Origin of the sequence: Streptomyces sp. NPDC085460 (assembly GCF_044541975.1) — a bacterium.
GTDB lineage: Bacteria > Actinomycetota > Actinomycetes > Streptomycetales > Streptomycetaceae > Streptomyces.
In genome coordinates this window covers 363,873-386,635 of sequence record NZ_JBITTO010000006.1, presented here as the reverse complement: position 1 = coordinate 386,635, position 22,763 = coordinate 363,873, and the positions used below count along the sequence as shown (strand labels likewise).

Below are 22,763 nucleotides of genomic sequence, written 5' to 3'. Positions count from 1 at the left end.
GGGACTTGCTGGGTCGTGCTCGGTCTTGCCGGCAGGGGGGGCAAGTGTCGCCCCGCGGTCCTGCTCTGTCGAGGACACGGTACGCCCCGGGGGCGCGGCCGTACCGCCCGGGCGGGACAGAATGGTCGGCGATGAACACGGATGCGGACGACGGCTGGTCCCTGGTCGTACCCCTGAAACCCCTGGCCCTGGCGAAGAGCCGGCTCGCCGCGGCGGCCGGGGAGCGGCTCCGGCCCCGGCTGGCCCTGGCCTTCGCCGAGGACACCGTGGCGGCGGCGCTGGAGTGCCCGGAGGTACGGGACGTGGTGGTGGTCACGGACGATCCGGCGGCCGGCCGGGCGCTGGCCGCGCTGGGGGCCCGGATCGTGCCGGACTCCCCGGCGGCGGGGCTCAACGCGGCGCTGGCGCACGGGGCCCGGGCGATACGGGAGCGGCGGCCGCACGCGCGCGTGGCGGTGCTGAACGCGGACCTGCCCGCGCTGCGGCCGGCGGAGCTGGCGCGGGTCCTGGGGGCGGCCCGCCAATTCCCGAGGGCATTTCTCGCGGATGCCGCCGAAATAGGTACGACATTCCTCTCGGCGGCTCCGGGGGTGGAATTGGAACCGGCTTTCGGAGGTCCGTCGCGGCTGCGGCATTTGTCGTCGGGGGCGGTGGAAATCCGGCTGGCCGGGGTGGATTCCGTGCGCCGGGACGTGGACACCGGCGAGGACCTGGAGGCGGCGGGCTCGCTGGGGCTCGGCCCGCGGACGGCGGCCCGGCGGCCGGCACCGGCCGGATAGGCTGCGGTGCATGCAGGCGACCGCGTTCACGTACGACCCCGACACCCGCAGCGGCAGTGTGCTGCTCGACGACGGCACCCCGGTGGAGTTCGGTCCCGACGCCTTCGACGCGGGCGGGCTGCGACTGCTGCGGCCGGGTCAGCGGGTGCGGATCGAGACGGAGCCGGGCGCCGCGGGCGCGGGCCCGCGGATCACGCTGGTGACGCTGCAGACCTTCTGAACCGCTCCCCCGGGCCTGTCGCGCCCGGGGCCGGGGGCTCGTGGACGCGCCCGGGGGGCGGAGGCTCGTGGACGCGCCCGGGGGGCGGAGGCTCGTGGACGCGCCGCGGGCCGGGCTCCCGTGCGGGGAGCCCGGCCCGGCGGACGTGCGAGGACGGTCCTACTTCTTGGCGGCGGCCTTCTTCGCCGTGGCGGTCTTGCGCGCCGTGGTCTTCTTGGCGGGCGCCTTCTTCGCCGTGACCTTCTTGGCCGGGGCCGTCTTCTTGGCGGCGGCCTTCTTGGCGGTGGTGGCCGTGGTGGCCTTCTTGGCCGCGGCGGTGGCGGTCTTCTTCGCGGCCGTCGTCTTCTTGGCGGCGGCGGCGGAGGTCTTCTTCGCGGCCGCGGTGGTGGTCTTCTTGGCCGGGGTCGCCTTCTTGGCGGCGGCGGCCGTGGTCTTCTTGGCCGGAGTGGCCTTCTTGGCGGCGGCCTTCTTGGCCGTGGTGGCCTTCTTCGCCGCGGCCTTCTTCACGGTGGCGGAGGCGCCACCGGTCAGGCTGCCCTTGGGGGCCTTCTTGACGGAGACCTCGCCGCCCTTGGGGAGCTTCTTCGAGCCGCTGACCAGGTCCTTGAAGCCCTGGCCGGCGCGGAAACGCGGAACCGAGGTCTTCTTGACCCGCACGCGCTCGCCCGTCTGCGGGTTGCGGGCGTAGCGGGCCGGGCGGTCGACCTTCTCGAACGAGCCGAAGCCGGTGACCGACACCCGGTCGCCGGACACCACGGCGCGCACGATGGCGTCGAGCACGTGGTCGACGGCTTCGGCGGCCTGCTGGCGACCGCCCAACTTGTCGGCAATCGCTTCTACGAGCTGCGCCTTGTTCACGTCTTCCCCTTCGGAGACTTTGCCGGAACGAAACTGTTCTAGCGTTTTCGCACGTTAGGCATGTATATACCGCAAATCAAACACGAAACGGCCTAATCACCCTTGTGCCGCAACGCGGAAGTGCCGTTGCGGAGTTCCTGGTGTCAGTCGTCTTCAGGGAATCGGCCCTCGTCGAGGTCCTTCATCAACCGGTCCAGACGCGTTGCCGCGTCCGCGAGATCGTGCTTCGCCGCGGCCGTGACGACCAGCAGCTTCCGGGACAGCGCCATCCTTACGCCCTCCGGGACTTGCAGTGCGCGCACTCGGGAGTGCGCTTCTTTCAATCGGTCGGCGACTTCCTCGTAGAGCTTGAGTTGGTTGTCGCGTTCCATGCACCGATTGTGCCATCTAGGGCGAGTTGTCGCCCGACAGGGTCTCAACAAGCGACTGCGCCCCCCACCGGAGGGTGGGGGGCGCAGTCTTGGAAAAGCGCTGCTCAGGCCGTAATTGTACGGGGCTTGAAGGACGGCCTCGCCGTCTCGTAGGCCGCGATGTCGGCTTCGTTCTGAAGGGTGAGGCTGATGTCGTCCAGCCCGTTCAGGAGCCGCCAGCGGGCGTTCTCGTCGAGCTCGAAGTCGGCGTCGATCCCGGCCGCCAGGACCTTGCGGGCCTCCAGGTCGACGGTGATCTCGGCGGTGGGGTCGGCCTCGGTCAGCTCCCAGAGGGCGTCGACCGTCTCCTGCGGGAGGACGACCGTCAGCAGACCGTTCTTCAGCGAGTTGCCGCGGAAGATGTCGGCGAAGCGGGCGGAGATCACGGTCTTGAAGCCGTAGTTCTGGAGCGCCCAGACGGCGTGCTCGCGGGAGGAGCCGGTGCCGAAGTCGGGGCCGGCCACCAGGACCGAGGCGCCCTGCCGCTCGGGGCGGTTGAGGACGAACTCGGGGTCCTTGCGCCATGCCTCGAAGAGGCCGTCCTCGAAGCCGTCGCGGGTGACCTTCTTCAGCCAGTGCGCCGGGATGATCTGGTCGGTGTCGACGTTGCTGCGGCGCAGCGGGACGGCCCGGCCGGTGTGCGTGGTGAAAGCTTCCATGGTTCCTCAGACCCCCGCGGTGGTGACGGCGTCGGACAGGTCGGCCGGGGAGGCCAGATGGCCCAGGACGGCGGTGGCGGCGGCGACCTGGGGGGAGACCAGGTGGGTGCGGCCGCCCTTGCCCTGCCGGCCCTCGAAGTTGCGGTTGGAGGTGGACGCGGAGCGCTCACCGGGGGCCAGCTGGTCGGGGTTCATGCCCAGGCACATGGAGCAGCCCGCGTGCCGCCATTCGGCGCCGGCCTGCTTGAAGACCTTGTCCAGGCCCTCCTCGACGGCCTGCAGGGCGACCCGGACGGAGCCGGGGACGACCAGCATGCGGACGCCGTCGGCGACCTTGCGGCCCTCCAGCAGGGAGGCGGCGTTGCGCAGGTCCTCGATGCGGCCGTTGGTGCAGGAGCCTACGAAGACGGTGTCGACCTTGATGTCGCGCAGCGGCTGGCCGGCGGTCAACCCCATGTACTCCAGGGCCTTTTCGGCGGCGAGGCGCTCCGAGGGGTCTTCGTACGAAGCCGGGTCGGGGACGTTCGCCGAAAGCGGCGCGCCCTGGCCGGGGTTGGTGCCCCAGGTGACGAACGGCGCCAGGGCGGCGGCGTCGATGACGACCTCGGCGTCGAAGACCGCGTCCTCGTCGGACTTCAGCGTCTTCCAGTAGGAGACGGCGGCGTCCCAGTCCTCGCCCTCGGGGGCGTGCGGACGGCCCTTGAGGTAGGCGAAGGTGGTCTCGTCGGGGGCGATCATGCCCGCGCGGGCACCGGCCTCGATGGACATGTTGCAGATGGTCATGCGGGCCTCCATCGAGAGCTTCTCGATGGCGGAGCCGCGGTACTCCAGGACGTAGCCCTGGCCGCCGCCGGTGCCGATCTTCGCGATGATCGCGAGGATCAGGTCCTTGGCGGTCACGTCGGCGGGCAGCTCGCCGTCGACGGTGATGGCCATGGTCTTCGGGCGGGCCATGGGCAGCGTCTGGGTGGCCAGGACGTGCTCGACCTGGCTGGTGCCGATGCCGAAGGCCAGGCCGCCGAAGGCGCCGTGCGTGGAGGTGTGGGAGTCGCCGCAGACCACGGTCATGCCGGGCTGGGTCAGGCCCAGCTGCGGGCCCACCACGTGGACGACGCCCTGCTCGACGTCGCCGAGCGGGTGGAGCCGCACGCCGAACTCGGCGCAGTTCTTCCGCAGGGTCTCCAGCTGGGCGCGGGAGACCGGGTCGGCGATCGGCTTGTCGATATCGAGGGTGGGGGTGTTGTGGTCCTCGGTGGCGAGGGTGAGGTCGAGGCGCCGCACCTGGCGGCCGTTCTGCCGGAGGCCGTCGAACGCCTGGGGGCTGGTCACCTCGTGCAGCAGGTGAAGATCGATGAAGAGGAGGTCGGGCTCGCCCTCGGCGCGCCGGACGACGTGGTCGTCCCAGACCTTCTCCGCGAGTGTCCTACCCATCGCTTTCCCTCCGGCCGGCGGCTGCGCCGGCACCACTAGAGACCGTTGTGCGGGCCGTTGTGCGGCCGCCCCACCAGAGTGACAAGATCCTCGGAAAATTGAACTTGCGTTTCACAGAGTGAGACGTGAATATCGTTGCATGGACAACTCTAGCGGCGTAGGCGTTCTCGACAAGGCAGCCCTTGTCCTGAGCGCCCTGGAGTCCGGTCCGGCCACCCTCGCAGGACTGGTCGCGGCGACGGGACTCGCACGACCCACGGCCCACCGTCTGGCCGTGGCATTGGAACACCACCGGATGGTGGCCCGCGACATGCAGGGCCGTTTCATCCTGGGCCCGCGCCTCGCGGAGCTCGCGGCGGCGGCCGGTGAGGACCGCCTCCTGGCGACGGCCGGGCCGGTGCTGACGCATCTGCGCGACGTCACCGGGGAGAGCGCGCAGCTCTACCGGCGCCAGGGCGACATGCGGATCTGCGTGGCGGCGGCCGAGCGGCTGTCCGGTCTGCGGGACACGGTCCCGGTGGGCTCCACGCTGACCATGAAGGCCGGCTCGTCGGCGCAGATCCTGATGGCCTGGGAGGAGCCCGAGCGGCTGCACCGCGGTCTTCAGGGCGCCCGCTTCACGGCGACGGCCCTGTCGGGCGTACGGCGCCGCGGCTGGGCCCAGTCGATCGGTGAGCGGGAGCCGGGCGTCGCGTCCGTCTCCGCGCCCGTGAGGGGCCCGTCGAACCGCGTGGTGGCCGCCGTGTCGGTGTCGGGTCCGATCGAGCGTCTGACGCGCCACCCGGGCCGTATGCACGCCCAGGCGGTCATCGACGCCGCAGCGCGGCTCTCCGAGGCGCTCCGCCGCAACGGCTGATCCTTCTTCTCTCTTCACCTGTACGTTCCCCGGCCCACCGCTCCAACGCCGCAGCGGTGGGCCGGAGTTGTCCGTGCGCGAGCCGGGAACAGCGAAGAAGCCCTCCCCCGAAGGGAAGGGCTTCTCTGTCGCGTACCCCCGACCGGATTCGAACCGGCGCTACCGCCTTGAGAGGGCGGCGTGCTAGGCCGCTACACAACGGGGGCTTTGGATCATGCGAGCGTCGGACTCCGACCGCCGCAGACCCGAGCTGGTCTACCAGGACTCGAACCTAGACTAACTGAACCAGAATCAGTCGTGCTGCCAATTACACCATAGACCAATACGTGGTTAGACCAGCGTCGTACCCCCGACCGGATTCGAACCGGCGCTACCGCCTTGAGAGGGCGGCGTGCTAGGCCGCTACACAACGGGGGCCCTAGCGATCCTGCATCGGGTCCACCTGGGAGCTACCCAAGTGATCCCGCGGGAAGGATCTGTACCCCCGACCGGATTCGAACCGGCGCTACCGCCTTGAGAGGGCGGCGTGCTAGGCCGCTACACAACGGGGGCTTTGTGGATGCCATCCACGGTTTGCAGATGAGCTCTGCGAGCTGGCCTACCTGGACTCGAACCAAGACTAACTGAACCAGAATCAGTCGTGCTGCCAATTACACCATAGGCCACCGGGGCAACTTCCCCGTGAGGGGGATCTTGCTCGGCTTGCGCTTTCCGGGTTCTTGCCTTTCGGCTTGCTCCCCTCGGCGCAGGAAGAACATTACCCGAAGGTGGACGGTGCTCCAAAACGGGTATCCCCGCGGAGCAGCGGAGGGAGCTGGTGCAGGTCGGTGATGCGGTGCAGGCCGGGTCGGCCGCCGGTGCCGGCGCGGTCCAGCCAGATGCCGCGGAGCCCCGCCTCCTGCGCGCCGAGGGCGTCGATGTCGGGCCGGTCCCCCACGTACGCCACCTGGTGCGGGGCGAGGCCGAGGGCGGCGCAGGCGGCGTGGAACGCCTCGGCGGCGGGTTTGGCGCTGCCCAGCTCGGCGGCGCACAGGACGGCCTCGAAGCGGTCGCGGACGCCGAGGGCGCGCAGCTTGGGTTCCTGGGCGTGGATGCTGGAGTTCGACAGGACGGCCTGCCGGTAGTCGGTGGCGAGCAGGTCGAGGACGGGCAGGGCGTCGGGGAAGAGCTCCCAGGCGGCCTCGTAGTGGGCCACGTACCGGGCGAACCAGGCGTCGGCCTCGGGGTCGGTCATCTCCGGGCGCTCCAGGAAGTCGCGGACCCGCGCCCGGCGCTGGTCCTGCCAGTTCCCCGCGGGGCTCTCCTCGTACCGCCGCCAGTGCAGCTCGGTGAGCGCCTTCCAGTGGAGCAGGGCCTCCTCGACGGAGCCGTGCAGGCCGGCCAGGCCCTCGGCGGCGAGGTGGGCGCGCATCCCGGCGCGGTCGGCGCTCGCGTAGTCGAAGATCGTGTCGTCCACGTCCCAGAGGACGGCGCGGATGCTCATGGCACCGACCGTACGCCGGTGGCGGGCTCCCGTCAGCGGTCTTCCGGTCCTGGTGGCCCAGGTCGGGTGGAGCCCGTCGCTCCGGCCCGATGCGCGCACGGCGGGGCGGGTACGACGACGGGGCGGCGGCCGGAGGGGGTCCTCCAGCCGCCGCCCCGTGGTGGAGGGCGGTGTCGCCTAGGCGGCGAGCTTCGCCAGGGCCGCGTCGACGCGGGCCAGGGTCTTCTCCTTGCCCAGGATCTCCAGGGACTCGAAGAGGGGGAGGCCGACGGTGCGGCCGGTGACGGCGACGCGGACCGGGGCCTGGGCCTTGCCGAGCTTGAGGCCGTGGGCCTCGCCGGCGGCCAGGACGGCGTTCTTGAGGGACTCGGGGTCGCTCCAGTCGGCCGCGTCGAGCTTCTCGCGGGCGGTGGTGAGGAGGGCCGCGGGCTCGCCCTTCATCGCCTTGTCCCAGGAGGGCTGGTCGAGGACCGGCTCGGGCAGGAAGAGGAAGTCGACGTTGGCCGTGATCTCGGAGAGCACGGTCAGGCGGGTCTGGGCGTGCGGGGCGATCCGCTCCCAGGCCGCGCGGTCGAAGTCCTCGGGGGCCCAGGGGGCGTGCGGGGCCTGGAGCCAGGGCTCGCACGCCTCGGTGAACGCCTTCACGTCCAGCATGCGGATGTGGTCCGCGTTGATGGACTCGGCCTTCTTGAGGTCGAAGCGGGCCGGGTTGGCGTTGACGTCGGCGATGTCGAACTTCGCCACCATCTCGGGGATGGTGAAGATGTCCTGGTCGGCCGAGAAGGACCAGCCGAGCAGCGACAGGTAGTTCAGCAGGCCCTCGGGGAGGAAGCCGCGCTCCCGGTAGAGGTTGAGGCTGGCCTGCGGGTCGCGCTTGGAGAGCTTCTTGTTGCCCTCGCCCATCACGTACGGCAGGTGGCCGAAGGCGGGGATCTCCTTGGCGACGCCCAGCTCGATCAGCGCCTTGTAGAGGGCGATCTGGCGGGGGGTGGAGGAGAGCAGGTCCTCGCCGCGCAGGACGTGGGTGATCTCCATCAGCGCGTCGTCGACCGGGTTGACCAGGGTGTAGAGCGGGGCGCCGTTGGCCCGGAGGATGCCGTAGTCCGGCACGTTCTCCGGGGTGAAGGTGAGCTCGCCGCGGACCAGGTCGGTGAAGGTGATGGCCTCGTCGGGCATCCGGAAGCGGACGATCGGCTCGCGGCCCTCGGCCTCGTACTGCGCGACCTGGCCGTCCGACAGCTCGCGGCAGTGGCCGTCGTAGCCGGAGGGCTTCCCGGCGGCGCGGGCGGCCTCGCGGCGCTCGTCCAGCTCGGTGGTGGTGCAGTAGCAGCGGTACGCGTACCCGCCGGCGAGCAGCTTGTCGGCGACGTCCTTGTAGATGTCCATCCGCTGCGACTGGCGGTAGGGGGCGTGCGGGCCGCCGACCTCGGGGCCCTCGTCCCAGTCGAGGCCGAGCCACTTGAGGGAGTCGAGCAGCTGCTCGTACGACTCCTCCGAGTCGCGGGCCGCGTCGGTGTCCTCGATGCGGAAGACCATGGTGCCCTGGTTGTGCCGGGCGAAGGCCCAGTTGAAGAGGGCCGTGCGGACCAGGCCCACATGGGGGTTGCCGGTCGGGGACGGACAGAAACGGACGCGGAGGTTCGCGTTAGCCACGCTTGATCACCCTGTTGGTGAGAGTGCCGATGCCTTCGATGGTGACGGCGACCTCGTCGCCGACGGTGAGGGGGCCGACCCCGGCGGGAGTGCCGGTGAGGATGACGTCGCCGGGGAGCAGCGTCATGGCCTCGGTGATGTGGACGACCAGGTCCTCGATGGAGCGGATCATGTCGCTCGTCCGACCGAGCTGGCGTTGTTCGCCGTTGACCGTGGCCTGGATGGCGAGGTCGCTCGGGTCGAGGTCGGTCTCCACCCAGGGGCCCAGCGGGCAGCTCGTGTCGAAGCCCTTGGCGCGGGCCCACTGGGCCTCGCGCTGCTGGACGTCGCGGGCGGTCACGTCGTTGGCGCAGGTGTAGCCGAAGATCACGTCCTTGACGCGCTCCCGGGGCACCTCGCGGCACATGCGGCCGATCACCACGGCCAGTTCGGCCTCGTGGTGCAGCTCGCTGGAGAAGGAGGGGTACTCGACGGCGTCGCCGGGGCCGATGACGGAGGTGGTCGGCTTGAAGAAGGCGACCGGGACGTCGGGGACCTCGTGACCGAGCTCCTTGGCGTGCTCCGCGTAGTTGCGGCCGATGGCCACGATCTTGTTGGGGAGCACCGGCGGCAGGAGCCGTACCTTGCTCAGCGGGACCTTGGTACCGCTGAGCTCGAAGTCGGTGTACGGGATGCCCTTGATGATGTCGAGGACCAGGCCGCCGGACTCGACGGTCCCCTCGCCCTCGACCGCGCCGAAGGCGACGTTGCCGTCGATGGAGAATCTGGCGATGCGCACGCGTGCTGTCGCCCCTCACTTGGTACTGGCTGGAGTCTGACGCTCCAGGCTAACGCGGCGCGGGGCGGCCGACCGGCGGTTATCGCCGGTGGCGGGCGGGTGGAGGGGCGGATCAGCCCTCGGTCAGATAGGCCGGCACGTAGGGCGCGGGGGCCGTCATGAGGACCGTGCGGCGCGGGTTGGCCGTGGTGCCGGGCAGCTCGGTCGCGTACTCGGGGGTGGCGCCGCGGCCGAGGGCGGCGGCGTCCGCGAGGTGGGCGAGCGTGGAGCGGCGCGGGTTGGCCGTGGTGGCGGGGGTGGGTGCAGTCATCGCGCTGGCAGACCTTGTTCCGGGACGGGCGCCCGTGCGGGCGCGAGAATGGTGTAAAGCGTCAGGCTAAATCAAGGCGTTCCCTTCGAATGCATGGCTGAGACATCCATTCCCGTGTGAGTTTGCTCACCACTGGGTGGATTTTCCGGTCATTACGGACGGGCATGTCAGGTCACGGAAAGGGACATTCCGCCATTGAACCCTCCATTCCGCTCCTGATCATCGCGACTGGGACACTCGGGGGCGCCAGGCCATTGGAGGGGAAAAGTCCGAATCCTCCGTGATCATCTTCTACGCGGGGTGACGCCGTGCGCACGGTTGGTCATCCCCTCCGCGGTACAGACCGCAGCCCTTGTTGGAGGTCCGGCACTGTGCTGGAATTCCACGACCGCCGCGGGTTCGACGCCGGCACGCAGGGGGCGCAACGCAGCGCCGGCCGAGTGGCGGGAAAGGGGGATCTGCGCCGGTCACCGACGACCACCCGGGGCGCACCGACGCGTCCCATCGACGCCGACACCGTCCGCTCCGGTTCCGACCGGAAAGGGCGCCTGGTCCAGAGGTTGCGACGCTAGTGCAGGGACGTTTCAAGAGGGATGGCGCGGGCTCTGCCCAGGCCCGCAAGGGTCGCGCGGAGGCTCCGTCGGAGCAGGAACCGCGTGCCGGGACCGATCGCGGTCCCGCGGCCCCGCACTCCACCCAGCAGGCGCCCGGCGCGGGCGGCCAGGGCAGGAACCAGGGCAAGGGCGCGCGGCCGAACGGCGAGTCCGGCGACGGCTCCGCACGCCGTTCCGGCCCGTCCGCCGCGCCCGGCGGCGAGCAGGGCGCGGCCACCGCGCGCGGGGAGAAGGGCACCGCCCCCACCCCTCCCGAGAACCCCACCGGACCGCGAATAGCCCTGCGCAACTGGCGTATCTCCACGCGCCTCGTGGCGCTGCTGACCCTCCCCGTGGTCGCGGCCACCAGCCTCGGCGGCATCCGCATCAACGAGTCGCTCCAGGACATGCAGCAGCTCGACCACATGCAGCTGCTGACCAAGCTGACCCGTGAGGCGACCGCGCTCGCGCAGGCCCTCCAGGCCGAGCGCGACCTATCCGCGGGTCCGCTCGCCAACAAGCGCCCCACCAGCGACTACCAGATCGCCAACCCGCGCCGCCGCACCGACCGCCAGTACGACGCCTTCCTCGACGCGACCCGGGCCATCCCGAACAGCGAGGACGACGAGGCGCTGCAGAGCATCCGCTCCAACGTCGGCACCATCGCGGCCCAGGTCATCGACCTCCACAACATCCGGACCACCGCGTACAAGGACGGCGTCCAGCAGTCGGTGACCGTCGAGGCGTACAGCCGTCTCATCCGCTCGCTGCTCAGCCTCTCCCAGGACATGGCGCAGGCGACCAGCAACCCCGAGATGATCAAGCGGACCCGCGCGCTCGCCGCGTTCTCGTCCGCCAAGGAGTACGCCTCCATCCAGCAGGCGATCATCGCGGGCGCCCTGCCGGCCAGCGACAAGGGCCCCGGCGACATCCAGCCCGGCGACCGCCTCTACGGCGAGGCCGCGCTCAACGGCGAGAACAACGCCTTCAAGTCGTTCACCGCGATCTACGAGGGCACCGGCGGCAACGCCACCGAGCTCACCGACTCGCTCCGCTCCGGCAACCCCACCATCGTGGACGCCGAGAAGTACGCCGAGCGCGTGCTGAAGACGGACGACCAGCTGAAGAGGCGCGACAACTGGCGCGGCTACCTCAACTTCACCGACGAGTACGAGACCAAGATCGCGGCCATGGGCCGCATCGAGAACCAGCTCCTCGGCGACATGGAGACGATGGCCCGTGAGCTGCGGCAGGAGTCGCAGCGCGAGGCCATCATCAACGGTGCGCTGATCCTGCTCGTCCTCGGCGTCTCGCTCATCGGCGCCTTCGTCGTGGCCCGCTCCATGATCCGCTCGCTGCGCCGGCTCCAGGACACCGCCACCAAGGTCGCCCAGGAACGCCTGCCCGAGCTGGTCAAGCAGCTCTCCGAGTCCGACCCGCAGGACGTCGACACCTCCGTCGAGTCCGTCGGCGTGCACTCCCGGGACGAGATCGGCCAGGTGGCCACGGCCTTCGACGACGTGCACCGCGAGGCGGTCCGCCTCGCCGCCGAGCAGGCCCTCCTCCGGGGCAACGTCAACGCGATGTTCACCAACCTCTCGCGCCGTTCGCAGGGCCTCATCCAGCGTCAGCTCTCGCTCATCTCCGAGCTGGAGTCGCGCGAGGCCGACCCGGACCAGCTCTCCTCGCTGTTCAAGCTCGACCACCTCGCGACCCGTATGCGCCGGAACGGCGAGAACCTCCTCGTCCTCGCCGGCGAGGAGCCGGGCCGCCGCTGGACCCGCCCGGTCCCGCTGGTCGACGTGCTCCGCGCCGCCGCCTCCGAGGTGGAGCAGTACGAGCGCATCGAACTGGCCGCGGTCCCGGCGACGGACGTCGCCGGCCGGGTCGTCAACGACCTCGTGCACCTCCTCGCCGAGCTGCTGGAGAACGCCACCTCGTTCTCCTCCCCGCAGACCAAGGTCCGGGTCACCGGCCACGCGCTGCCCGACGGGCGCGTGCTGGTCGAGATCCACGACACCGGCATCGGCCTCTCCCCCGAGGACCTCGCCGCGATCAACGAGCGGCTCGCCTCGCCGCCCACCGTGGACGTCTCCGTCTCCCGCCGCATGGGCCTCTTCGTGGTCGGCCGCCTGTCCCTGCGACACGGCATCCGCATCCAGCTGCGCCCGTCCGACTCGGGCGGCACCACCGCGCTCGTCATGCTCCCGGTCGACGTCGCCCAGGGCGGCCGCAAGCCGGCCCCCAAGGCGGGTCCCGGCTCCCAGGGCGCGGCCCCGCAGGGCGGCAACGCCCCCGGCGGCCGTCTCCCCGGCGGCCCCGGCGCGGCCGGTGGTCCGGGTGCCGGCGGCCCCGGTGCCGGACGTCCGGGCCTCGGCGGCCCCTCGGCTCCGGCCGGCCGCCTCGGCGCCGGTCCCGGCGCCTCGCGTCCCCAGGTCGGTCCCGCGGGTGCTCCGCGCACCGCGCTGCCCGCCCGGGACGGCGCGCCGCAGGCCCCGGCCCCGCAGCAGCCCCGCCAGCCGCAGCCGGCCGACGCCCAGCTCGACCAGACCGGCCGTCTGCCGCAGCTCCCCCAGCCTCCGCAGCCCGGCCCCGGCGCCGGTCTCATCGGCGGCGCGGCCAGCGCCATCCCGTCCCGTACGGACGTGTGGGGCGGCCGTCCGCAGAACCAGCAGGCCCCGCAGCAGCCGCAGGCCCCCCAGCAGCCCCAGGCCCCGCAGCAGCAGGACCCGCTGGGCGCGCCGAACGGCTTCCCGCGCGCCGAGCTGCCCGGCGGCAACCCCCAGCCGCAGCGCCCGCAGGGTGCGAGCTGGGGCAGCGACCCGGCCCAGCAGCCGGTACGCCGCCCGCAGCAGGACATGACACCGCTGGACGCCCCGCGCGGTCACGAGGACGCCGAGACCACCGGCTCCTTCGCCGCGCCCGGCGCGCCGCAGGGTCCGGGCTCGACGGGCCAGTTCCCGCGCCCCGACTTCGGCGCCCCCCAGGCTCCGCAGGCGCCCCAGGCTCCGCAGTACCAGGACCCGGCGTCCACCGCGCAGTTCGCGCGGCCGGACTACGACGCTCCCCTGGCGCCGCAGGGTCCCGGCTCGACCGGCCAGTTCCCGCGCCCGGACTTCGGTGCCCCGCAGGCGCCCCAGGCCCAGCCCCAGGCTCCGCAGTACCAGGACCGTCCGCCGTACGGCAGCCAGCCCTTCGTACCGCAGGCACAGCAGCAGGCGCAGCAGCCCCCGGCCCCGCGCCAGCGCACCGGCAACGAGTTCGCGCCCCAGGCGCCGCAGATGCCTCAGGCCCCGCAGCAGCCCGTACCGCCGCAGGCGCCGCAGCGCGTCGCCCCGCAGGGCCAGGCTCCCGAGCCGCGGCAGCCGCAGCTCGGCCGGCCGCGCCGTCCGGAGGCCCTGCCGCCGGCGCCGGGCGCGGGCGACGGACGCACGCCGCTGTACGACACGCTGGAGACCAACTGGTTCCACCAGGACCAGGGTCAGCAGCAGGCTCCGGCCCCGTCGGCGCAGCCGCAGCAGCGGACGCCCGCGGTCGAGCAGACCATGCAGACCCCGGTCGTGCAGCAGCCCGCTCCCGCGGGTCCGCCGGCCGGCGGTCCGGCCGGCGACGCCGGCCGGCCGGGCTCCGCCTCGTGGCGGCCCTCCCCCAACGACGATCTGGTGCGCCAGGCCGAGCGGGCGCGCAAGCCCTCCGCCGGCGGGGTCACCACATCCGGTCTTCCGCGCCGTGTGCCGAAGGCCAACCTCGTACCCGGGACCGCACAGGAGCAGGCCCACACGGCCGGCCCCCAGGTCTCGCGTGCACCCGACGACGTCCGTGGCCGGCTCACCAACCTGCGCCGCGGCATCCAGCAGGGCCGGCAGGCGGGCAACTCGACCACGGGTAGCTTCCACCTCGGTCCGAACCACCAGCAGGAGCGATAGTTGAGCGCGATGAGCCAGGCGGCGCAGAATCTGAACTGGTTGATCACCAACTTCGTGGACAACACCCCCGGGGTGTCCCACACGGTGGTGGTCTCCGCCGACGGCCTTCTGCTGGCCATGTCCGAAGGGTTCCCCCGCGATCGTGCCGACCAGCTGGCGGCGGTCGCGTCCGGGCTCACCTCGCTGACCGCGGGCGCCTCCCGGATCTTCGAGGGCGGTCCCGTGGCGCAGACCGTGGTGGAGATGGAGCGCGGCTTCCTCTTCCTCATGTCGGTCTCGGACGGCTCCTCGCTGGCCGTGCTCGCGCACCCGGAGTGCGACATCGGCCTCGTCGGCTACGAGATGGCGCTGCTGGTCGACCGGGCCGGCAGCGTGCTCACCCCGGATCTCCGCGCGGAGCTCCAGGGCAGCCTGCTGCACTAGCGGCCCCCACCCGCCCGCAGCGCCTGCCCCCTCGACGGGGCGGTACGTCCCCAACCCGTACCGCCCCCGGCACCGTTCATCGTCCGGCCGCCCCATCCGGCCCCCCACCGGCCCCATCAGACGGCAGAGGTCTTGTCGTCACGCCCGGAGGATTCATGACCCCGCCCCCCGCCACTCACGATCCGTACGGCGGCTCGTCCCTGGACGATCCGTACGGTCATGAGGGCGACCAGCCGCTGGTCCGTCCGTACGCGATGACCGGCGGCCGGACCCGGCCGCGCTACCAGCTCGCCATCGAGGCGCTGGTCAGCACCACGGCCGACCCGGCGCACCTCGCCACGCTCCTCCCCGAGCACCAGCGCATCTGCCACCTGTGCCGTGAGGTCAAGTCGGTGGCCGAGGTGTCCGCCCTGCTGTCGATGCCGCTCGGTGTCGCCCGGATCCTCGTGGCCGACCTGGCCGAGGCGGGCATGGTGGCGATCCACCAGCCGGGCAACGGAGAAGCCGGCGGCACGCCGGACGTGACACTGCTCGAAAGGGTGCTCAGTGGACTTCGCAAGCTCTAACGGCGGCGCGGCCAGATCGACCACCAGCGCGAAGATCGTGGTGGCCGGTGGCTTCGGCGTGGGCAAGACCACGTTCGTGGGTGCCGTCTCGGAGATCAATCCGCTGCGCACCGAGGCCGTCATGACGGCGGCCTCGGCCGGGATCGACGATCTGACCCACACCGGCGGCAAGACCACCACCACGGTGGCGATGGACTTCGGCCGTATCACGCTGGACCAGGATCTGATCCTGTACCTGTTCGGCACCCCCGGCCAGGACCGCTTCTGGTTCATGTGGGACGACCTGGTCCGCGGCGCCATCGGCGCCGTCGTCCTCGTCGACACCCGCCGCCTCGCCGACTGCTTCCCGGCCGTCGACTACTTCGAGAACTCGGGGCTCCCCTTCGTCATCGCCCTCAACGGCTTCGACGGCAGCCAGCCGTACACCCCGGACGAGGTCCGCGAGGCCCTGCAGATCGGCCCGGACACCCCCATCATCACCACCGACGCCCGCCATCGCGCGGACGCCAAGAGCGCGCTCATCACCCTCGTCGAGCACGCCCTCATGGCCCGCCTCAAGTAACGTCCTCACCAGGGCAGTTGTCATATGCCGCCACACCGGGGCGGCCGGAGTCGATCTGTGTCCTTCGACACGGCGGATCCGGGCTTCATAACGTTTCGACAGAGAATTCGTGCGCCCCGGACACCCGACGCATCCGATCGGTGTCGCTGCGCTCACATGAGCCCCGCCATTTGGCGGGGCTCGCTCTTTATGCCCGTTTTATGTGAGGCGTGGGCCACTGAAAGCGGTCCCGTCCCACTGTTTGGAACCGACCCCCTTCACGTGCTGCAATTCATGAACTCCCGAGTAGTACGGCCCTGAACGAAACACCGGCACGACGTAGGTGCCGACGCGGAGAGGTTGTTGGTCGAGTGAGGCGAAGCATGGATGGCTCCGCGGAGCAGGAGGCGCGGGGCAACTTCACCCCGCCGTCGCGCGGTGCGGTGTCGCCCGCGGACGTGCCGGTGACGCCCGTGCCCGGACCCGCCCCCCGGGGCAGCTCCAGCAAGCTGTCCCCGCGCAACTGGCGCGTGCCCACCCGGCTGAACGCGATCCTCCTCATACCCGTGCTCGTCGGCCTCGTCATGGGCGGCTTCCAGGTCAAGGGGTCCATCGACACCTGGCAGGAGGCCCAGGACGCCGAGAAGACGGCGCTCATCGTGCGCGCCGCCTCGGAGTACTCCACCGCCCTCCTCAACGAGCGCGACCTGACGGCGGCCCCGCTGCTCGCCGGCAAGGACCGCGCCGGGGAGGACATCACCCGGGCGTACGCCAACACCGACGCGGCCCGCGCCAAGTTCGACGAGGCCGTCAAGAACATGCCCTCGGGCCAGGGCCTCGAACGCCGTCTGCAGGCGTTCAAGAACGAGGAGCCCAAGCTGGCCGCGCTCCGCAAGAGCGCGTACACGGCCTCCCAGGACCCGGTGAACACCCAGCTCGCCTACACCGGCGTCCAGCACTACCTCATGGAGTTCTCCAACGAGCTCGGCCTGGGCACCGGCAACATCACCAGCTACGGCCGGACGGTCTACGCCATCCAGCTCGCCCAGGCCGCCGGTTCGCTCCAGCGCTCCATCGGCGCCCACCTGCTCGTCCGCCCCAGCGCCGAGGACGCCGTCTTCGCGCAGCAGTCGGTCGCGTTCAACTCGTACAACTACCTGGAGCAGATCGCCCTCGGCGAGTACAGCTCCGGTGGTACCGCCGAGGACGTCGAGCGCCTGAAGAAGGTCATGGCCGGCAAGGCCGCCGAGGGCGAGCGGCGGATGAAGGCCGCCGACGTCACCCTGCCCAAGGGCAAGGACGGCTCGGTCTACACGGGCGTCGCCGGCCTGATCGGCAGCGCCGACGACGCCGACGCGATCAAGGCGCTCGGCGCCAAGGGCATCAACGCCGACACCTGGCTGGCGATCGCCACCGCCAAGTTCGAGGGCTACAGCGAGGTCGAGAAGGTCCTCGTCGACAAGGCCGTGGCCGAGGCCACCGACATCTCCTCCGACGCCGCGACGGACGCCTGGGTCACCGGCGCCAGCGTCGTGATCGCCCTGCTCGCCGCCTTCATCCTCGCCGGGATGATGGCCCGCCAGATGAGCCGCTCCATGCGCGAGCTGCGCACGGCCGCCTTCGGCATCGCCGAGCAGCGCCTGCCGATGCTCGTCGACCAGCTCTCCCGCACCGAGCCGGGCCGGGTCGACACCCGCGTCCAGCCCATCCCGATCGACTCGCAGGACGAGATCGGCGAGGTCGCCCGCGCCTTCGACCAGGTCCACCGCGAGGCCGTCCGGCTCGCCGCCGAGCAGGCCATGCTCCGGGGCAACGTCAACGCGATCTTCACCAACCTCTCGCGCCGCAACCAGTCGCTGATCGAGGGCCAGCTGACCCTCATCACCGACCTGGAGAACAACGAGGCCGACCCGGACCAGCTGGAGAACCTCTTCAAGCTGGACCACCTGGCGACCCGTATGCGCCGCAACGGCGAGAACCTCCTCGTCCTCGCCGGCGAGGAGCCGGGCCGCCGCTGGGACCAGCCGGTCCCGCTGGTCGACGTGCTCCGCGCCGCCTCCTCCGAGGTGGAGCAGTACGAGCGCATCGAGATCGCCGGTGTGCCGGAGGCCGAGATCCACGGCCAGGCCGTGACCGACCTCGTGCACCTGCTCGCCGAGCTCCTGGAGAACGCGACCACGTTCTCCTCCCCGCAGACCAAGGTCCGCGTGACCGCGACCCGTCTCCCCGACGGCCGGGTGATGGTCGAGATCCACGACAAGGGCATCGGCCTCACCGCCGAGGACTTCGCGGACATCAACCACAAGCTGGCGAACCCGCCCACCGTCGACGCGGCCGTCTCCCAGCGCATGGGCCTCTTCGTGGTCGGCCGGCTCTCCGACCGGCACGGCATCCGCGTCCAGCTCCGTCCCTCGGGCGAGCAGGCCGGCACCACCTCGCTGGTCATGCTCCCGGACGCCATCACCCACGGTGGCGGCGGCGAGCAGCCGGTCCAGGACGACTTCACGGTCTCCCAGATCATCCCGCAGCAGCAGAGCGGCTTCGAGCCGGCGGTGGCGCCGATGCGGACCGCGGCCGAGCTCGGCTTCGACGACTCGCGCTACGAGCAGCAGGGCGAGGGCCGCCAGCTGGACCCGGTCAACCGCTCGCTGATGCGCGAGGGGCGCCGCGCGGCCCTGGAGGCCCAGGTGCAGGCCGACGGCACGCCCCTCTACGGCGAGGAGCCGGGGCACGGCCAGGAGCAGGGCCAGGAGTACGGCGCCGAGTACGGCCAGGAGCAGGGCTACGGCCAGGAGTACGCCCAGGGCTACGACCAGCAGGGCCAGGCCCCCGGCCAGGAGTACGGCCAGGAGCAGGGGTACGGCCAGGAGTACACCCAGGGCTACGAGCAGCAGCAGCCGCAGGACGGCTACGGCTACCCGCAGCAGCAGGGTTACGAGGGCTACGACCAGCAGCCCGACGCGTACCCGCAGCAGGCGTATGCGGAAGCGCCGTACGGCGGCCAGGACGCGCCCCACGCCGGATACGACCAGGCGTTCGAAGGTGCCTCCCACCAGGGCGAGTGGCCCGCGCAGACCTCCTACCAGGGCGCTTTCGACCAGGGTTACCGGCCGGAATCGGAATCTTCCCAGGTCGCTCCCGAACAGGGCGGCGAGCGCGTAGGCTTCGACCGTCCGGCTCCGGCTCCGAGTCCCGCTCCGGACACCGGCCACGGACTGACCGACGCCGGTCTGCCGCGCCGCGGCGGTGCCGCCCCGCAGGCGCCCCAGGCGCAGCGGCCCGCGCCGCCGGCCCAGCCCGCCCCGCCGGTGGGGCAGGACGAGCAGCACCAGAACGACGGCTCCGAGGAGTGGCGCTCGGCCAACGACGAGCGCTGGGAGCAGGCCAAGAAGCTCCGCGAGCCGAAGGCGGGCGGGGTCACTCCGTCCGGTCTCCCCCGGCGTGTCCCGAAGGCCAACCTGGTCGAGGGCACCGCGGAGCAGACCCCGCAGGGCGGCCCCCAGGTCTCCCGCGCGCCCGAGGACGTCCGGGGCAGGTTGAGCAACCTGCGCCGCGGGGTCCAGCAGGGACGTACCGCGGGGTCGGACACGAACGGATCGGGCTTCGGCCCGGGTAGTACCTACAACCAGGAGCGTTAGTGTGAGCCCGATGAGCCAGGCGGCGCAGAATCTGAACTGGTTGATCACCAACTTCGTGGACAACACCCCCGGGGTGTCCCACACGGTGGTGGTCTCCGCCGACGGACTCCTGCTGGCCATGTCCGAGGGATTCCCCCGGGACCGTGCCGACCAGCTGGCGGCGGTCGCCTCCGGGCTGACCTCGCTGACCGCGGGCGCGTCCCGGATCTTCGAGGGCGGCGCGGTCAACCAGACCGTGGTGGAGATGGAGCGCGGCTTCCTCTTCATCATGTCGGTCTCGGACGGTTCCTCGCTGGCCGTCCTCGCCCACCCCGAGTCCGACATCGGTCTCGTGGGCTACGAGATGGCCCTGCTGGTGGACCGGGCGGGCTCCGTCCTCACCCCGGACCTGCGGGCGGAGCTCCAGGGAAGTCTTCTCAACTAACAGACACACAGTGCGTTTCACGTCACCGCACCGTTAGGGTGCGGTGACGCGGCTCCAAGGGACATGGACCGCGAAGCAGTCGGAGGAGGAGACGTGGGAACACCCCCGGGGGCGAACCCCTACAACGGTTTCGATGCGCATCAGGTGCCGATGGGCGACACCGCGCAGAACCGGTACAACTTCCCTTCCGCACCCAGCAGACAGGGCGTCCCCCAGCACTACGGGCAGCAGCCGCAGGCGCAGCCCGCGCCCCAGCGGGCCGCGGGCAGTGCGAGCGCCGGCGGCGGACACAACCCGCTGGTGCGTCCGTACGCCATGACCGGCGGCCGGACCCGGCCGCGCTACCAGCTCGCCATCGAGGCGCTGGTCAGCACCACGGCCGATCCGTCGCGGCTGCAGGGGCAGTTGCCCGAGCACCAGCGGATCTGCCGGCTGTGCTTCGAGATCAAGTCGGTCGCGGAGATCTCGGCCCTTCTCTCCATCCCCCTCGGCGTCGCCCGAATCCTCGTGGCCGACCTGGCCGAGGCCGGACTTGTCGCCATTCACCAGCCCGGCGGCGACGAGGCCGCCGGCGGTCAGCCAGACGTGACACTGCTCGAAAGGGTGCTCAGTGGACTTCGCAAGCTCTAGCGGCGGCGCGGCCCGTTCAACCACCAGCGCGAAGATCGTGGTGGCGGGCGGCTTCGGCGTGGGCAAGACCACGTTCGTGGGTGCCGTCTCGGAGATCAATCCGCTGCGCACCGAGGCCGTCATGACGTCCGCGTCCGCGGGCATCGACGACCTCACGCACACCGGCGACAAGACGACGACGACTGTCGCCATGGACTTCGGCCGTATCACGCTGGACCAGGACCTGATCCTGTACCTGTTCGGCACCCCCGGCCAGGACCGCTTCTGGTTCATGTGGGACGACCTGGTCCGCGGCGCCATCGGCGCCGTCGTCCTCGTCGACACCCGCCGCCTCGCCGACTGCTTCCCCGCGGTCGACTACTTCGAGAACAGCGGCCTGCCGTTCGTCATCGCCCTCAACGGCTTCGACGGCAACCAGCCGTACAACCCGGAGGAGGTCCGCGAGGCCCTGCAGATCGGCCCGGACACCCCCATCATCACCACCGACGCCCGTCACCGCGCGGACGCCAAGAGCGCGCTCATCACCCTCGTCGAGCACGCCCTCATGGCCCGCCTGCGGTAACCGTCCCGCCGGGTTCGTCGGTGGTTACCCCACGCGAAAGGGCCCCCGCTCCTCGAAGGAGCGGGGGCCCTTTGCGTACGTCCGGGGCGTCAGCGCCAGCTGTGCGGGGCGCGGAAGCCGTTCTCGCGCTCCAGACGGCGCCAGCCGGCGGTGGTGCGGCCGTGGCCGGCGACGGCGGGCTCGGGCTGGGAGGCGGCGCGGGCGAGCAGGACCGCCGTGATGGCGGCCAGCTCCTCGGGGTCGGCGTGGCCCTTCTCGACGCGGAGAAGGTTGGCTGTGGCAGGCGTGGTCACTTCGGTGGACTCCTCTGGCTGCAGTCTTACTGCGGCGGGTTGCCGTGCTTGCGGGACGGCAGGTCGGCGTGCTTGGTGCGGAGCATGGCGAGGGACCGGATGAGCACCTGGCGGGTGTCGGCGGGGTCGATGACGTCATCGACGAGACCGCGCTCGGCCGCGTAGTACGGGTGCATCAGCTCGGCCTTGTACTCCTTGACCATGCGCGTCCGCATGGCGTCGGGGTCCTCGGCCTCCGCGATCTGCTTGCGGAAGATCACGTTGGCGGCGCCCTCGGCGCCCATGACCGCGATTTCGTTGGTGGGCCAGGCGTACGTCAGGTCGGCGCCGATGGACTGGGAGTCCATGACGATGTAAGCGCCGCCGTACGCCTTGCGCAGGATCAGCGAGATCCGGGGCACGGTCGCGTTGCAGTACGCGTACAGCAGCTTCGCGCCGTGGCGGATGATTCCACCGTGCTCCTGGTCGACGCCGGGCAGGAAGCCGGGCACGTCCAGAAGGGTGATGATCGGGATGTTGAAGGCGTCGCACATCTGCACGAAGCGGGCGGCCTTCTCGGACGCCTCGATGTCGAGGACGCCGGCGAGGGACTGCGGCTGGTTGGCGACGATGCCGACGACCTGGCCGTCCAGGCGGGCCAGGGCGCAGATGATGTTGCGCGCCCAGCGCTCGTGGATCTCCAGGTAGTCGCCCTCGTCGACGAGCTCCTCGATGACCTTGTGCATGTCGTACGGGCGGTTGCCGTCGGCGGGCACCAGGTCGAGCAGGACGTCGGAGCGGCGGTCGGCCGGGTCCTCGGAGGGGACGGTCGGCGGGTTCTCGCGGTTGTTCTGCGGGAGCATCGACAGGAGGTAGCGGACCTCGGCGATGCAGGTCTCCTCGTCGTCGTACGCGAAGTGCGCGACGCCGGAGGTCTCGGCGTGCACGTCGGCGCCGCCGAGGCCGTTCTGGGTGATCTCCTCGCCGGTGACCGCCTTGACGACGTCCGGTCCGGTGATGAACATCTGCGAGGTCTCGCGGACCATGAAGACGAAGTCGGTGAGGGCGGGGCTGTAGGCAGCGCCGCCGGCGCACGGGCCGAGCATCACGCTGATCTGCGGGATGACGCCGGACGCCTTGGTGTTGCGCTGGAAGATGCCGCCGTAGCCGGCGAGGGCGGAGACGCCCTCCTGGATGCGGGCGCCGGCGCCGTCGTTGAGGGAGACCAGCGGGGCGCCGGCCGCGATGGCCATGTCCATGATCTTGTGGATCTTGGTGGCGTGGGCCTCGCCGAGCGCGCCGCCGAAGATCCGGAAGTCGTGGGCGTAGACGAAGACGGTACGGCCCTCGACGGTGCCCCAGCCGGTGATGACGCCGTCGGTGTAGGGCTTCTTGGCCTCCAGGCCGAAGCCCTGGGCGCGGTGCCGGCGGAGCTGCTCGACCTCGCTGAAGGAACCCGGGTCGAGGAGCAACTCGATGCGCTCGCGCGCGGTCAGCTTGCCCTTGGCGTGCTGCGCCTCGGTCGCTCGCTCGCTGGGGCCTGCCAGCGCCTGCTCGCGCAGGACGTGCAGTTCGGCGACACGGCCGCGTGCGTCGGTGGGCTCGCTCGGGATCTCGTCGACAAGGGTCATGTACCGACCCTACGAACTCGACCAAGGAAACCCCGCCGTCGACTCCGTACAGTCTCGCGTGTCGATTCCTGGCGGGGACGGACAGAACCAGGGGTCCGTCGGAGCGAGTCGACAGCCGGA

21 protein-coding genes and 5 tRNA genes are annotated in these 22,763 nt (G+C 71.2%); 11 read left to right on the top strand and 15 right to left on the bottom strand.

All coding sequences use genetic code 11. From position 1 onward, the window contains the following. Positions 1-131: 131 nt before the first annotated feature. A complete protein-coding gene (gene cofC, locus ACIGHB_RS18110; protein WP_360314530.1) occupies positions 132-779 on the top strand; it encodes a 2-phospho-L-lactate guanylyltransferase in 648 nt (215 codons plus the stop codon). Between the two features lie 10 nt (positions 780-789). Then, the gene (locus ACIGHB_RS18105) at positions 790-999 is read left to right on the top strand and encodes a hypothetical protein (RefSeq protein WP_360314532.1); all 210 of its coding nucleotides are present in this window, start codon (positions 790-792) and stop codon (positions 997-999) included. A 159-nt stretch (positions 1,000-1,158) separates the two neighbouring features. Here ACIGHB_RS18105 and ACIGHB_RS18100 read toward each other — a convergent pair whose 3' ends face one another. The 4 genes from ACIGHB_RS18100 to leuC form a co-directional block, all read right to left on the bottom strand. Next, on the bottom strand, positions 1,159-1,857 hold the full coding sequence (locus tag ACIGHB_RS18100) for an HU family DNA-binding protein (RefSeq protein WP_399914148.1): 699 nt from the start codon (positions 1,855-1,857) through the stop codon (positions 1,159-1,161). Positions 1,858-2,000: 143 nt separating this feature from the next. Beyond that, positions 2,001-2,228, bottom strand: a complete 228-nt coding sequence (locus ACIGHB_RS18095; protein ID WP_030750706.1) for a hypothetical protein — start codon at positions 2,226-2,228, stop codon at positions 2,001-2,003. A gap of 104 nt (positions 2,229-2,332) precedes the next feature. Continuing rightward, positions 2,333-2,926 (bottom strand): 3-isopropylmalate dehydratase small subunit, encoded by a 594-nt coding sequence (gene leuD, locus ACIGHB_RS18090; protein WP_360314536.1) that lies wholly within the window; start codon positions 2,924-2,926, stop codon positions 2,333-2,335. 6 nt (positions 2,927-2,932) lie between these two features. Then, entirely contained in the window at positions 2,933-4,357 is a 1,425-nt protein-coding gene (gene leuC, locus ACIGHB_RS18085; RefSeq protein WP_360314538.1) for a 3-isopropylmalate dehydratase large subunit, read from the bottom strand. Between the two features lie 139 nt (positions 4,358-4,496). On the opposite strand from leuC, the gene ndgR reads away from it, so the two are divergent. Continuing rightward, positions 4,497-5,213 (top strand): IclR family transcriptional regulator NdgR, encoded by a 717-nt coding sequence (gene ndgR, locus ACIGHB_RS18080; RefSeq protein WP_005311436.1) that lies wholly within the window; start codon positions 4,497-4,499, stop codon positions 5,211-5,213. A 133-nt stretch (positions 5,214-5,346) separates the two neighbouring features. On the opposite strand, the gene ACIGHB_RS18075 is transcribed toward ndgR, so the two are convergent. The 9 genes from ACIGHB_RS18075 to ACIGHB_RS18035 form a co-directional block, all read right to left on the bottom strand. After that, positions 5,347-5,419 (bottom strand) — tRNA-Glu (locus ACIGHB_RS18075). Positions 5,420-5,463: 44 nt separating this feature from the next. Further along, a tRNA-Gln gene (locus tag ACIGHB_RS18070) sits at positions 5,464-5,535 on the bottom strand. Between the two features lie 22 nt (positions 5,536-5,557). Further along, positions 5,558-5,630 (bottom strand) — tRNA-Glu (locus ACIGHB_RS18065). A gap of 62 nt (positions 5,631-5,692) precedes the next feature. Next, positions 5,693-5,765: transfer RNA gene (locus tag ACIGHB_RS18060), tRNA-Glu, on the bottom strand. A gap of 41 nt (positions 5,766-5,806) precedes the next feature. Beyond that, positions 5,807-5,878: transfer RNA gene (locus tag ACIGHB_RS18055), tRNA-Gln, on the bottom strand. 92 nt (positions 5,879-5,970) lie between these two features. Beyond that, positions 5,971-6,696, bottom strand: coding sequence for an HAD family hydrolase (locus ACIGHB_RS18050; RefSeq protein ID WP_360314540.1), 726 nt, complete (start codon positions 6,694-6,696; stop codon positions 5,971-5,973). A 177-nt stretch (positions 6,697-6,873) separates the two neighbouring features. Beyond that, positions 6,874-8,349, bottom strand: a complete 1,476-nt coding sequence (gene gltX / locus ACIGHB_RS18045; RefSeq protein WP_360322352.1) for a glutamate--tRNA ligase — start codon at positions 8,347-8,349, stop codon at positions 6,874-6,876. Beyond that, on the bottom strand, positions 8,342-9,127 hold the full coding sequence (locus ACIGHB_RS18040; protein WP_399914142.1) for a fumarylacetoacetate hydrolase family protein: 786 nt from the start codon (positions 9,125-9,127) through the stop codon (positions 8,342-8,344). The genes gltX and ACIGHB_RS18040 overlap by 8 nt, the downstream gene beginning before the upstream one ends. A 112-nt stretch (positions 9,128-9,239) precedes the next feature. Further along, on the bottom strand, positions 9,240-9,437 hold the full coding sequence (locus ACIGHB_RS18035; protein WP_360322346.1) for a hypothetical protein: 198 nt from the start codon (positions 9,435-9,437) through the stop codon (positions 9,240-9,242). A 571-nt stretch (positions 9,438-10,008) separates the two neighbouring features. Here ACIGHB_RS18035 and ACIGHB_RS18030 point away from each other — a divergent pair. The 8 genes from ACIGHB_RS18030 to ACIGHB_RS17995 all read left to right on the top strand — a co-directional run bounded on the left by ACIGHB_RS18030 (position 10,009) and on the right by ACIGHB_RS17995 (position 20,740). Further along, complete coding sequence (locus ACIGHB_RS18030; RefSeq protein ID WP_399914139.1) at positions 10,009-13,956, top strand: nitrate- and nitrite sensing domain-containing protein; 3,948 nt, start codon at positions 10,009-10,011, stop codon at positions 13,954-13,956. Between the two features lie 9 nt (positions 13,957-13,965). Beyond that, positions 13,966-14,379 carry a roadblock/LC7 domain-containing protein gene (locus ACIGHB_RS18025; RefSeq protein ID WP_030496942.1) on the top strand — a complete coding sequence of 138 codons (414 nt, stop codon included), beginning with the start codon at positions 13,966-13,968 and terminating at the stop codon, positions 14,377-14,379. A 155-nt stretch (positions 14,380-14,534) separates the two neighbouring features. Beyond that, the gene (locus ACIGHB_RS18020; protein WP_030496941.1) at positions 14,535-14,945 is read left to right on the top strand and encodes a DUF742 domain-containing protein; all 411 of its coding nucleotides are present in this window, start codon (positions 14,535-14,537) and stop codon (positions 14,943-14,945) included. After that, complete coding sequence (locus tag ACIGHB_RS18015; protein WP_189848077.1) at positions 14,926-15,507, top strand: ATP/GTP-binding protein; 582 nt, start codon at positions 14,926-14,928, stop codon at positions 15,505-15,507. Before ACIGHB_RS18020 ends, ACIGHB_RS18015 begins: the two co-directional genes overlap by 20 nt. Positions 15,508-15,857: 350 nt before the next feature. Next, positions 15,858-19,124, top strand: a complete 3,267-nt coding sequence (locus ACIGHB_RS18010) for a nitrate- and nitrite sensing domain-containing protein (RefSeq protein WP_399914135.1) — start codon at positions 15,858-15,860, stop codon at positions 19,122-19,124. 10 nt (positions 19,125-19,134) lie between these two features. Next, a complete protein-coding gene (locus tag ACIGHB_RS18005; protein WP_030496939.1) occupies positions 19,135-19,548 on the top strand; it encodes a roadblock/LC7 domain-containing protein in 414 nt (137 codons plus the stop codon). Between the two features lie 93 nt (positions 19,549-19,641). Further along, positions 19,642-20,178 (top strand): DUF742 domain-containing protein, encoded by a 537-nt coding sequence (locus ACIGHB_RS18000; RefSeq protein WP_360317312.1) that lies wholly within the window; start codon positions 19,642-19,644, stop codon positions 20,176-20,178. Then, positions 20,159-20,740 carry an ATP/GTP-binding protein gene (locus ACIGHB_RS17995; protein ID WP_226651380.1) on the top strand — a complete coding sequence of 194 codons (582 nt, stop codon included), beginning with the start codon at positions 20,159-20,161 and terminating at the stop codon, positions 20,738-20,740. Before ACIGHB_RS18000 ends, ACIGHB_RS17995 begins: the two co-directional genes overlap by 20 nt. Before the next feature lie 89 nt (positions 20,741-20,829). Here ACIGHB_RS17995 and ACIGHB_RS17990 read toward each other — a convergent pair whose 3' ends face one another. Together ACIGHB_RS17990 and ACIGHB_RS17985 are read right to left on the bottom strand one after the other, a co-directional pair. After that, positions 20,830-21,033 carry an acyl-CoA carboxylase subunit epsilon gene (locus tag ACIGHB_RS17990; RefSeq protein WP_360317315.1) on the bottom strand — a complete coding sequence of 68 codons (204 nt, stop codon included), beginning with the start codon at positions 21,031-21,033 and terminating at the stop codon, positions 20,830-20,832. Positions 21,034-21,059: 26 nt separating this feature from the next. Further along, the gene (locus ACIGHB_RS17985) at positions 21,060-22,643 is read right to left on the bottom strand and encodes an acyl-CoA carboxylase subunit beta (RefSeq protein ID WP_360317318.1); all 1,584 of its coding nucleotides are present in this window, start codon (positions 22,641-22,643) and stop codon (positions 21,060-21,062) included. Positions 22,644-22,763 lie beyond the last annotated feature (120 nt).

Excerpts from the sequence above, each read along its gene's own strand:
- cofC (WP_360314530.1), top strand. The coding sequence starts at position 132 with ATGAACACGGATGCGGACGACGGCTGGTCCCTGGTCGTACCCCTGAAA.
- ACIGHB_RS18105 (WP_360314532.1), top strand. The coding sequence starts at position 790 with ATGCAGGCGACCGCGTTCACGTACGACCCCGACACCCGCAGCGGCAGT.
- ACIGHB_RS18095 (WP_030750706.1), bottom strand. The coding sequence starts at position 2,228 with ATGGAACGCGACAACCAACTCAAGCTCTACGAGGAAGTCGCCGACCGA.
- leuD (WP_360314536.1), bottom strand. The coding sequence starts at position 2,926 with ATGGAAGCTTTCACCACGCACACCGGCCGGGCCGTCCCGCTGCGCCGC.
- leuC (WP_360314538.1), bottom strand. The coding sequence starts at position 4,357 with ATGGGTAGGACACTCGCGGAGAAGGTCTGGGACGACCACGTCGTCCGG.
- ndgR (WP_005311436.1), top strand. The coding sequence starts at position 4,497 with ATGGACAACTCTAGCGGCGTAGGCGTTCTCGACAAGGCAGCCCTTGTC.
- ACIGHB_RS18050 (WP_360314540.1), bottom strand. The coding sequence starts at position 6,696 with ATGAGCATCCGCGCCGTCCTCTGGGACGTGGACGACACGATCTTCGAC.
- ACIGHB_RS18035 (WP_360322346.1), bottom strand. The coding sequence starts at position 9,437 with ATGACTGCACCCACCCCCGCCACCACGGCCAACCCGCGCCGCTCCACG.
- ACIGHB_RS18025 (WP_030496942.1), top strand. The coding sequence starts at position 13,966 with ATGAGCCAGGCGGCGCAGAATCTGAACTGGTTGATCACCAACTTCGTG.
- ACIGHB_RS18020 (WP_030496941.1), top strand. The coding sequence starts at position 14,535 with ATGACCCCGCCCCCCGCCACTCACGATCCGTACGGCGGCTCGTCCCTG.
- ACIGHB_RS18005 (WP_030496939.1), top strand. The coding sequence starts at position 19,135 with ATGAGCCAGGCGGCGCAGAATCTGAACTGGTTGATCACCAACTTCGTG.
- ACIGHB_RS17985 (WP_360317318.1), bottom strand. The coding sequence starts at position 22,643 with ATGACCCTTGTCGACGAGATCCCGAGCGAGCCCACCGACGCACGCGGC.